The organism is Pseudomonas sp. P4_C4, from assembly GCF_056402055.1.
On sequence record NZ_JBFUID010000109.1, the window covers coordinates 1 to 10,152 of the forward strand.

10 protein-coding genes are annotated in these 10,152 nt (G+C 53.7%); 4 read left to right on the forward strand and 6 right to left on the reverse strand.

The annotated features are described in order from the left end of the window. Positions 1-277: 277 nt before the first annotated feature. Complete coding sequence (locus AC1DXW_RS30300) at positions 278-844, reverse strand: TetR/AcrR family transcriptional regulator (protein WP_477760854.1); 567 nt, start codon at positions 842-844, stop codon at positions 278-280. Between the two features lie 113 nt (positions 845-957). Here AC1DXW_RS30300 and AC1DXW_RS30305 point away from each other — a divergent pair, with 113 nt between their 5' ends. Continuing rightward, positions 958-1,605 carry a glutathione S-transferase family protein gene (locus AC1DXW_RS30305; protein ID WP_477760855.1) on the forward strand — a complete coding sequence of 216 codons (648 nt, stop codon included), beginning with the start codon at positions 958-960 and terminating at the stop codon, positions 1,603-1,605. Positions 1,606-1,974: 369 nt separating this feature from the next. On the opposite strand, the gene AC1DXW_RS30310 is transcribed toward AC1DXW_RS30305, so the two are convergent. From AC1DXW_RS30310 to AC1DXW_RS30325, 4 genes are read right to left on the reverse strand one after another with little or no spacing between them, the layout of a single operon-like run. Continuing rightward, entirely contained in the window at positions 1,975-3,231 is a 1,257-nt protein-coding gene (locus AC1DXW_RS30310) for an NADH:flavin oxidoreductase/NADH oxidase family protein (RefSeq protein WP_477756385.1), read from the reverse strand. Continuing rightward, complete coding sequence (locus AC1DXW_RS30315; protein WP_477756386.1) at positions 3,221-3,934, reverse strand: winged helix-turn-helix transcriptional regulator; 714 nt, start codon at positions 3,932-3,934, stop codon at positions 3,221-3,223. The genes AC1DXW_RS30310 and AC1DXW_RS30315 overlap by 11 nt, the downstream gene beginning before the upstream one ends. Positions 3,935-3,954: 20 nt before the next feature. Beyond that, positions 3,955-4,353 carry a helicase gene (locus AC1DXW_RS30320; RefSeq protein ID WP_477756387.1) on the reverse strand — a complete coding sequence of 133 codons (399 nt, stop codon included), beginning with the start codon at positions 4,351-4,353 and terminating at the stop codon, positions 3,955-3,957. Between the two features lie 35 nt (positions 4,354-4,388). Beyond that, positions 4,389-5,234, reverse strand: coding sequence for an alpha/beta fold hydrolase (locus tag AC1DXW_RS30325; RefSeq protein WP_477760856.1), 846 nt, complete (start codon positions 5,232-5,234; stop codon positions 4,389-4,391). A 184-nt stretch (positions 5,235-5,418) separates the two neighbouring features. On the opposite strand from AC1DXW_RS30325, the gene AC1DXW_RS30330 reads away from it, so the two are divergent. The 3 genes from AC1DXW_RS30330 (at position 5,419) to AC1DXW_RS30340 (ending at position 9,306) form a co-directional block, all read left to right on the forward strand. After that, entirely contained in the window at positions 5,419-7,062 is a 1,644-nt protein-coding gene (locus tag AC1DXW_RS30330; RefSeq protein WP_477756732.1) for a GMC oxidoreductase, read from the forward strand. 210 nt (positions 7,063-7,272) lie between these two features. Then, positions 7,273-8,643 (forward strand): outer membrane protein transport protein, encoded by a 1,371-nt coding sequence (locus tag AC1DXW_RS30335; RefSeq protein WP_477760857.1) that lies wholly within the window; start codon positions 7,273-7,275, stop codon positions 8,641-8,643. Positions 8,644-8,766: 123 nt separating this feature from the next. Next, positions 8,767-9,306 carry a TetR/AcrR family transcriptional regulator gene (locus tag AC1DXW_RS30340; RefSeq protein ID WP_477757147.1) on the forward strand — a complete coding sequence of 180 codons (540 nt, stop codon included), beginning with the start codon at positions 8,767-8,769 and terminating at the stop codon, positions 9,304-9,306. A 267-nt stretch (positions 9,307-9,573) separates the two neighbouring features. Here the strand turns inward: AC1DXW_RS30340 and AC1DXW_RS30345 are convergent. Next, positions 9,574-10,152: OprD family outer membrane porin (locus AC1DXW_RS30345; RefSeq protein ID WP_477760858.1), on the reverse strand; the 579-nt coding region annotated here is incomplete at its 5' end.

Genomic DNA, 10,152 nt, shown 5'->3' on the forward strand with positions numbered 1-10,152 from the left:
GAATATGTACACCAGGAAGAAAATGCTCGGCCGTCAGTTGCCATCGCTGGCAAGTCGGATCGCCGCACCGCAGCTTCTACAGGTATCGGTGTTCCCCGGAATTCCGTGAAGAACCAAATAAAAGCCCCTGAATCGAGAGATTCAGGGGCTTTCGTTTGACCGGATACTCGTCTTGACTGATCAAGCCCAATGCCTGCTATTGGCTGTGGACTCAACCGGTCGATGCAACAGATTGGCTAAATCGTTCAGCGGTCGTTTCGTTGTTTGTTATGGCATGTCATAGCTCAACGAGCTGCAAACATCCCTGTTGACAGGCTGTAAGAATCTCTTGCGCCAATTGATCATCGGCCACAGCTCGAGCTAGTGCCAAGCCACCAATCATCCCTACGGCAATTTGCAAAGCATGCTGGCGTGTATCCGCCTCTGTCGTCGATTTCAGTCCGGACTCCAGACGTGTGATGAAAGCTGCGAGCACTTGGGTGTAGCTTTCCTGGATGGCTCCGTCCTGCCGAGCAGCATCATTGACCATGAAGGCTAACGGACAGTGCATACGGCTTGCATCCCGATGGTCCATGCGGAGATAGTCTTTCACTACCTGCTGCAAACCATCTTTACCAGCCTCTTCCAGTATCGCGCCCCCCGCGTTCGCGGCATTTCTAATAGCTTCGGTGTAAAGCTCCGTTTTGGATGCGAAGTGACTATAGAAGGCCCCTCGGGTCAATCCCGCACTCTCCATAATTGAGTCGATACTGACTTTTTCGAAACCTTCCAGTGCGAAGAGTCGCGCTGCGCTATCCAGAATCATCTGTCGAGTGGTTGCGCGCTGTGTAGCAGGCCAGGGCATGCGTCTTCTCCTCAGTAAAGCGTGAGATGGAGTATGACAAAACGGGACTTTATGTTCTTGAACATAAAGTCATACCGACCAGAATTGCCGACTCTTCCCTCAAGGAGCTACTCATGAAATTGCACATACTGGGACCTGGATTTAGCACCTTCGTACGTAGTGTCAGACTTTACTGCGAAGAGAAAGCGCTAGATTACACACACGGGATGCAGGTGGATGGTAAAACGATCACGCTCCACAGCCCTGAACACAAGGCACTGCATCCTTTTGGCAAGGTCCCGGTTTTGCTGCATGGAGAGCGGAGCGTAATTGAAACAACCACCATTTGCCGCTACCTGGATGAAGCCTTTGCGCATACTTCTCCAAGACCCGCTGACTTGGCCCAGCAGGTAAAGGTCGATCAGTGGTCCGCTGCCCTGGCGATGTATGCCGATGATCGACTGATACGTCGTTATCTTTTACTGCTGGTTTCACCTGCGCAGCCGTCACGCCCTATTGATAGAGAAGCTGTGACTACCGCCGAGCCAATGGCGATCCAGACACTTGGGCTGCTGGCGAAGCATTTGGACGGGCAGCAATTTTTCTGCGGGGCGGACTACAGCATGGCGGACGCCATCCTGACGCCTATGCTCGATTATTTGGAACGCGTGCCCGAAAGTGCGCAATGGCTGAAAAAAACATCAAATCTTCGTGATTATCTTTTTCGCATGCGATTGCGCCAGTCAGGGCGTAACGTGTTGACCGAGCCGAACTTTAGTTAATACAGAAAATGATGGACTTATCGTTCGCCCAAGGGCCGCTCCTGGCCGAAATCGGACCTCGGTGAACGTCCGCTATTGGCTTCTCTGTTTCACAAACTGAAATGTAATCCTAACTTCCTCAGAACATCGTCCTGCTTCGCTGATTTTTTCTGCGGACACAACACATGGCACCGTTGCTCCAAAAAGGCCTGCCTACCAGGTTCAGTTTTCAAATCGTAGTCAGTGACTGGTGAATACGCTAAAGCCGCGCGCGACCATTGCTGGTGCGATTGCTTCTACGACCCGAGTAAGAGGTCAACGCCAGTACAGCAATAAAGCGGCCGACTGGTGCTGAGGGCAGCGTCTCGGGACTCGCAGCTTATGCCGGTTTCAGGAGCGGGCCCGCAAGCGGCGAGTGCGCAATGCCCCCCACCCGCTGCCGAACGCAGCTTTAAGGAACGCCCAGAATCCACTTTCGTTGGGGCGAGGTTCGCCACCTTTGGCAATGCGTTTGAGTTGTCCGGTGTACCAGAGGATTTCCATAATCCCCATGCGATCCACGGCCTTGATGCCGGTATTGATTGGTCGCACCTGTTGATTGCTGTCGCTCCCCTTCAGCAATGCCGCTGGGGCATCCGGATCAATGGCCAACAATCGTGCCAGACCGACCACATCCAGCGATCCGGAGCGCAGTGCCTCGTTCATCCCTGCCGCAGTGCGAAAACCGCCTGTGACCATCAAGGGCACTTGCACGTTAGCTCGAACCTTCGCGGCGAACTCCAAGAAGTAGGCTTCGCGCGCTACGGTAGAGCCTTTTTTCGGCTCATGCATCGCACCACTCATGGCTGGAGCCTCGTAGGTGCCGCCGGATATCTCGATTAGATCAATACCCGCGTCGATCAGCGCGCGGATAGTTTCCATCGACTCCTCTTCAGTGAAGCCACCGCGCTGGAAATCAGCCGAGTTGAGTTTAATCCCCACCGGAAAGTCCGCTCCGACCTGGCGTCGAATTTCGGCGTAGACGGCCAGCACAAAACGGCGACGCTTCTGCGGTGTGCCACCCCATTCGTCTTCGCGCCGATTGTGATGGGGTGAGAGGAACTGATTGATTAGGTAGCCGTGTGCTCCGTGGATTTCCACGCCGCCGAATCCAGCTTTTTTGCAGATGGCGGCACTGCGCCCGAAGCGCTCGATGATGTCTTGGATCTCGGCAACAGTGGCTTCACGCGGGGTTTCGAAAAAGGCAGCCATATCCTCTCGGAACGGAACAGCCGATGGAGCAAGGTTGCTGGCGTTCAGCCCCTTTGTCGATTGTTTGCCAGGGTGGTTGAGTTGCACCCAGATCGCTGCCCCCTGGTCGGTAGCAACCTTCGCCCACTGTCGCAGTACCGGCAGATCTTTCTCGTCCTCAATGACGACATTGCCCGGTTCGCCAAGGGCGCGACGGTCAATCATCACATTCCCCGTAATGATTAGTCCCAGACCGGAAGCTGCCCAGCGACGGTAGAGTTCGACCAGCCCCAGGGTGGGACGGTTATCGTAAGTGCCGAGCGTCTCGCTCATCGATGCCTTGGCCAGTCGATTGCGCAGCACGCTTCCGTTGGGCAGTTGCAGGGATTGGTTCAGCAGGTTTGTTTCAGCTTTCATCTGGTGTTCCCACAAGGCTGGAATGAGGAAGAGCAGCAAGCAATGTGTCCGGTAAGTTTTCCGGATTGAATTCGAGCGCTTGAAACAGTTGCTCGAAGGTTTCGAGCTGTGTGTGCGGTAGATGAGCCCGACCTTCGCGCAATGCATCTGCCGGCGAAATTTGTCGTAGGGCCAGCGCCATGAAGGTATTCAGATCGCAGTGGATGACCACATCGGCCGCTGGGGCATTACCTGAGCGCGCGAGTATCTGGCTGTCATCCACGCGTATGTGGAAGACTTCCTCGCCGACGTGAAACTCGTATGTGGCGCGTAATCCAGTGCTCGCATCGGAGCAGCCAATGCCCGTGAGGCTGAGGGCTATGAGTTCAGCGCGTGCAGTTGCGGGATCGATGCGTTCGTCCACTGGCAAGCTCAGCCCCCAGAGTCCTAGCGCGAGCAGTGGTTTACGCAACTGCTCCCCCAATTCCGTTAGTTCGTAGGCGGCTATTGGCGCTGTAGCAGGCTTGGCGATTCCGTTGTCTACCAGCACCTTCAGGCGTGCGGACAACCGGTTAGTCCCCATTGCCGGCAATACCGCCAACAGCTCTTTGAACCGCTTTGGGCCCAATAGCAGTTCGCGGAGCACCAATAGCGTCCAGCGCTCGCCTAGCACATCGAGGCTTCTGGCAATCGGACACAGCTGCCCATAGGTCTTGTTTAGCATTTTGTCAGGCGCCATCGTCGTTAAAACGCAGTGCGGTCATAGGGAGCGACCAATTTGGGTGGCTGCAGGTAAGCAGTCAGTCCCTGGAAAAACATTACCTTGAGGAAATCACCGCTGATAACCAACTCCTCGTTACCCAGCCCTCTAAGGAACGCTGCCTGGCTGTCCTTGGCCGAGAGAATTGCAAAACCCTTATCGGCGTCTTTAAATTTCAAAGTGAAGCGCGGATTGTCGGCCAGGCCGGCAACGGAGCGGATGGCGCCGTTTCGGATGACGAAATAGCGGCCGACACCTGCATCGGTACGGATCTGGAACACAAGATCCTCGCCTGCGATGTAGCGGGCGCAATCGGGGTTTTTCCTGACCTGCCGTTTCAGCAGTTGAGTGAACATCCACAATAGAAATTTGAACTTGATCATGGTGACAACCTTGAGTCGGTGGATCGGGGTTGACGTTATTCGCTGAGAAACCTGGCGGCGTGATAGAGAAAGCGCTCCGGGTACTGGAACTGCGCGCCGTGCCCGGCATCCGGATAAATAAACAACTGCGCGTTCGGCAGATTGCGCGCCATGTAGAACGAGTTGATGGTCGGAATCATTACGTCGTGCACGCCATTAAGGATAAACGTCGGTTGCTTGATTTGACGTAAGTAGGCAAACGGATCGTCTTCGGACACCCTCGGCAGATACAGCATGTTTGCCTCGATCTGCGCCGATGCAACTTCCTGCGAAGTAGGCGGATCCTGATCCTCGCGCTGATGCCGGCGCTCCCAGAATTCGCTTGCAGCTCGCTTTGCCACCTCGGAACGGCCAAAAAACAGGTACTCAAAGTCTTCGTAGGTCGGAACTGGACGCGGCGCGGTCGTCAGTACCTCAGGTTCCATGTCCGGGTTGCCTCCACGCGGGCCTGTACCCAATAGCATCAGCTTACGAATAAGTGCGGGATGTCGCCATGTCAGATCCAACGCCTGGAAGCCGCCAAGTGAGAAGCCCAATACATCGATTTTCTCCAGGCCCAAGGCACGTACGAAGGCGGCGGCATCATCAGCCATGTCTTCAATGCGACGACGTGGCTGGCCGGAGGACGAGGCCACGCCACGACCATTGAAGAGGATCACTTCCCTGCCCTGGGCCAAGCCGTCGGTCATCAGCGGATCCCAGTGATCCATGCCACCGCGAAAGTGCTGAAGCATCAGCAGCGGCGGCTGTTCGGTGGCCGTATTTCCCCACCTGCGGTAGGCGAAGCGGTCGCCATCGATCTCGCTGAAGCGGGTTTGGGCAGTCTGATGCGTATCGGTCATGTCTTTCCTCACGAGCGGTTTCGGATTCTGAGGCTGGAGCAATTCTAGCCTGTGATCGCCGGCATTTACTATACAAAAAATATAGCATTAATGAAATACGAATCGTATAGTGAATTCGTGACTGGGCTTTGCTCTGCTTTTGCAGGCCATGACCTCTCCAAAAAAATAAAAATGGGAGCGTAACGTGGAACTGGTTTTCGACTTTGACTTCATCGTCATAGGCTCGGGCTTCGGCGGCAGCGTTTCGGCGCACCGGTTGACGGAGAAGGGCTACCGTGTTGGCGTGATGGAAATGGGGCGCCGTTGGCGTGCCGAGGACTTTCCGAAAAGCAACTGGGATCTGCGTAGATGGATGTGGATGCCCGCACTGAAAATGTTCGGCTTCTACAGCATGCGGATGTTTCGACACGTGGTCGTCGCAAGCGGCAATGCGGTCGGCGGAGGCTCCATCACTTACGCCAACGCACTGCTGAGGCCTTCGGATAAGGTTTGGGACGAGGGCTCGTGGGCAGGTCTGGCAGATTGGAAGAGCATCATGCCGAGGCACTATGCAGAGGCCGAGAGAATGCTGGGAGTGACTGAGGGCAAAATCCTGGGAGAAGCGGATTTGCGTCTTAAAAGGATGGCGGAGCTAAATGGCGTCGCCCACACCTTTCACGCACCCAATGTTGGTACCTTCTTCGCTCCGGAGGGCGAGGTCGCAGGCAAAACCTATCCCGATCCGTACTTCGGCGGTGAAGGCCCTGAGCGAGGCAGTTGCGTGGGCTGCGGCGGCTGCATGATGGGCTGCCGGCACAATGCCAAGAACACACTCGACAAGAACTACCTGTTTTTGGCTGAGAAGCACGGAGCTCAAGTCTTTGCGCAAACTCAAGTCGTAGACGTCCGACCGTTGAATGGCAAGGTGGACGGCAGCGACGGCTACGAGATCCACACGCAATGTTCGACTTCCTGGTTCCGCAAGAATAAGCGGGTCTTCCGCGCCCGAGGCGTGGTGTTCGCGGCATCCTCGTTAGGGACGATGGAGTTGCTGTTCCGGCTCAGGGAGAAAGGCTCTCTGCCTGGTATCAGTCAGGATCTGGGTAAACGGATACGCACCAATGCCGAATCACTTATCGGCGTCCGCTTCCCTTCCACAGATAAAAGTATGTCGCCAGGCTTGGCGGGCGGGGCCAGTATCTACTTGGACGAGCACACTCATATAGGTGTCGTACGCTATCCGGAAGGGTCAGATGCCATAGGGCTGATGATGACGCTGATGAGCGGTGGTCGCCCTGGCTGGAGGCGAATTGGTACTTGGATACTGACATTACTCAGGCACCCGATGCAGGCCCTACGGGTACACAACCCCAGAGGCTTCGCACGGGAAAACATGTTGTTGCTTGTGATGCAAACGGTCGATGCTCATATCAATATGCGTCTTAAACGTCGCTGGTACTGGCCTTTTGGAAGCCGACTGGTGACAGAAGGCGGCCCAATTCCTACGTTCATCCCGCAAGCGAATGCCTTCGTCGAAAAGGGTGCCAAGGCACTAGGTGGTATAGCGACCACCTTCCTCAGCGAAATCCTGTTYAACATTCCAACAACCGCGCATTGCATGGGCGGTTGCGCCATGGCGGAATCCGACGACCATGGTGTCATGGACGCGCAAAATAGAGTGTTTGGATATCGCAACCTGCTGATCTGCGACGGATCAATGCTCAGTGCCAACCTTGGCGTGAACCCAAGTCTGACGATCACTGCACTCGCGGAACACGCGATGTCGCACATACCAGCGAAAGGGAAATCTCAAGTCGAAACTCGGATTGCGATGACCCAGTTGGAATAACGGGTTGCTTTCAACTATCCATGTCCAAAAATCATACAGGACGACGCGAATCATGCCTTCTACAGAACCCTTCTAAAGAAGCCGCAAGAGAACTTTTAAATCGATAAAAACCACATCAATACAGAACCAGATTGGTCATATTAAAGAACTGCCATCCTTAGCGGGAAACGGCACCACCGCCTAAGCCTAAAAACAAAAACTGGTCATCCAATGAATACAAAAAAAACAGTTGAACCATCAGCTGGCGTGACACATCATCCCTGCCCTAGCGTCCAATCCAAACTTAAAACAAACTCACACCTTACCCCGCGCAGTTCAATACTATTCGGGGCGACTCTATTACTAACACTAGGGACTCCATCTGCTTCATGGGCAAATGGACTTGCGCTCAACGAACAAAGCGCTAGTGCTGCGGGGACTGCTTATGCTGGCCGCTCCTCGTCAGCAATAGACGCCAGCACCGTGTATGGTAATCCAGCGGGTTTAAGTAAAATCAAAAAAATAGAGGTCAGCGGCGGACTGGCATTAATTGACGCAAACGTTAACATAAGCGATGCAAGAAGTACTGCCCCAGGTACCACTGACGGCAACTCAGTACCTCTTACAGCTATTCCTTTTGGATACTTCTCTTCGCCAATCGACGATCGTTTTAGCGCTGGCATTGGTCTGTATGCGTCATACGGTCTCGTTAATGATTATGAGAGTTCCTTCCAAGGTCGCTACCATGGTTCCTACAGCAAGGTTCAGGTTAAAACATTGCACCCTGCTGTCTCGTACCGCTTAAACGATCAAGTAGCTATTGGCATTGGCACCACATTCAATCGTATTGAGAACAACCTCCAGTCCTATTTGGCCACAGGAGCTTTGAATGATGGCAAGGACACGCAGCTTACTGTAAAAGGCAATGATACTGCAATTGGCTATAACTTGGGCCTGATGGTTGATATGAACGAATCAACCACGTGGGGATTAACTTATCACTCAAAACTTGACTTCCATGTTGATGGCCACACTAAAATAAGCGACAGTCCCGGAGCACTTGGCCTCGATGGAAAATACAACAACAAGATGGATGTGACACTACCAGAGTCAGTGGATACATCATTCACCCATCGCTTTGATGAACGCTGGACTGTTTACGCAGGTGCTATCTGGACTCGGTGGAGTCGAATCCAGAGGATTGAAGCAATCAATAGTGGATTACCCTCCCCAGGCCAACAGTCAGGATTCGGTGCCGTTGGAGACGACTTCAAACTTCATGATACCGTGTCGACAGCCATTGGCGTCTCGTACCAACTCTCTTCGCAGTGGCTACTTCGCAGTGGCTTGGCTTCTGATCCTTCGCCGGCCCGCAACTCCGACCGAAACGTTCGACTTCCAGTAGGAAACCGAAAAGCCTTGGCTTTTGGTGCCGCTTACTCACCCAACTCTGATCTGACTATCGATATAGCCTATACCTATCTATGGGAGTCAACCACATCTGTTAATCAAACCGATACAAACGGTTTACAACCCGGGTTTAGCGCTAAATACAACAATAGCGCACACATTATAGCAGCACAGCTAACACATCGATTTTGACGTCCCTTTGGCGTGGCAGCTTGAATGATGCCATCGTTATTCTTGCTGACTAAGAGTGTTTTGATTTTAGTCACCCTTGTCCCAACTCCGCTAATTAATAAGATAGTCAAATGAGGTCTGAAAATGAAAACCAGCAAAGCACAGGCGCGGACAAATCGGGTACGCGTTGTTGAATCAGCTTCAGTGCTGTTCCGCGAGCGCGGCTATGACGGTATCGGGGTTAAGGAATTGATGGCGGGGATCGGACTCACTCATGGAGGGTTTTACAACCAATTCAGCTCAAAGTCGTCACTGATGATCGAAGCTACGTCGTTCGCTCTTTCCCAAATGACTGCTGACGCCAATGCGAGTGACTTCATCAATTACTACGTTTCCCGTGCTCACCGTGATTCAGTCGGCCAAGGGTGCGCGATCGCTGCGCTCGGTGGCGATGCTGCTCGTCAACATAGAGATATCAAGTCCGTATTTGAGACTGGCATAGAGAAGCTGATATCAGGCTTGAGTTCCGGGCTATCCGCTGACGAGCAAAAGGAAGCCCGTGCCAAGGCAGTTTCATTGTTGGCACAAGCGGTCGGAGCCATTGTACTGTCGCGGGCCTGCCCAGATGATGCGCTGCTAGCCGACGAGATCCTGGACAGCTGTAAGCTGTCGCTCGCCATTTAGTTAGCGCCCAGAAGCATGTGTTTCGCCCGCAAGAGCCCCAATTGTTGGCACCGATGCCGAATTGACCCAGTTGCCGAGATGTCACTGACCCAGTCTGTTCCTCTCGAACCATTGCCTATGCGGGATTTGTGCAGATTTTGAGGTGGGTCAGTCTTGCTTCAGCTCGTGGGTCAATTCGGCGCCGGCGTCAACAGGACGTGTCAGCGCAGAGGCAAATTGACCAGCTCAGAACTCTCGAAATGAGCGCGATACGTTTATGCTGCACCCTTAGAGAAGCGGAATGCTGTAGCTTACAAACACGCGGTTCTGATCTTGATCACGGGCGGCTTCGCTATTGGATTTACCGTTACGCCAGCCGAAGCCAACACCTTTGAGCGTGCCCGACTGAAGGACGTAGTCTAGAAAGATATCCCTTTCCCATTCTTTCTGATTGTCGCCGGATCTCGTCTTGATATTGTCCCCGGAGACGTACATGACCGAGGCTTTCAGGCCAGGGACACCCAGGGCRGCAAAGTCATAGGCGTACTGACCGAATGATGTACGCTCCCCTGCGCGGGTGAAGCTCTGGATCAGACGATCTGTATACAGGTACAAGCTGCTGCCTCCGGCGCCTTTATCTACCAGGCTACCTTGGTTGAGCTGGGTGAAGCTGCTACCGTCCGAAACGCTTTGGTAGCCCGCAGTTATCGCATGGCCGCCAAGGGTGTATATCAATGCAGCGCTCCAGAGACGGTTGTCGATCACGCCATCACCGTTTTTGGTGTAGCCACTGATTCTGTAACCCGATGTGCCGGAGCTGTTTTCACCTGACGAGTCAGTTTTGAAGTAGCGCAGGTCGGTTTTCAG

Excerpts from the sequence above, each read along its gene's own strand:
- AC1DXW_RS30300 (WP_477760854.1), bottom strand. The coding sequence starts at position 844 with ATGCCCTGGCCTGCTACACAGCGCGCAACCACTCGACAGATGATTCTG.
- AC1DXW_RS30305 (WP_477760855.1), top strand. The coding sequence starts at position 958 with ATGAAATTGCACATACTGGGACCTGGATTTAGCACCTTCGTACGTAGT.
- AC1DXW_RS30310 (WP_477756385.1), bottom strand. The coding sequence starts at position 3,231 with ATGAAAGCTGAAACAAACCTGCTGAACCAATCCCTGCAACTGCCCAAC.
- AC1DXW_RS30315 (WP_477756386.1), bottom strand. The coding sequence starts at position 3,934 with ATGCTAAACAAGACCTATGGGCAGCTGTGTCCGATTGCCAGAAGCCTC.
- AC1DXW_RS30320 (WP_477756387.1), bottom strand. The coding sequence starts at position 4,353 with ATGATCAAGTTCAAATTTCTATTGTGGATGTTCACTCAACTGCTGAAA.
- AC1DXW_RS30325 (WP_477760856.1), bottom strand. The coding sequence starts at position 5,234 with ATGACCGATACGCATCAGACTGCCCAAACCCGCTTCAGCGAGATCGAT.
- AC1DXW_RS30335 (WP_477760857.1), top strand. The coding sequence starts at position 7,273 with ATGAATACAAAAAAAACAGTTGAACCATCAGCTGGCGTGACACATCAT.
- AC1DXW_RS30340 (WP_477757147.1), top strand. The coding sequence starts at position 8,767 with ATGAAAACCAGCAAAGCACAGGCGCGGACAAATCGGGTACGCGTTGTT.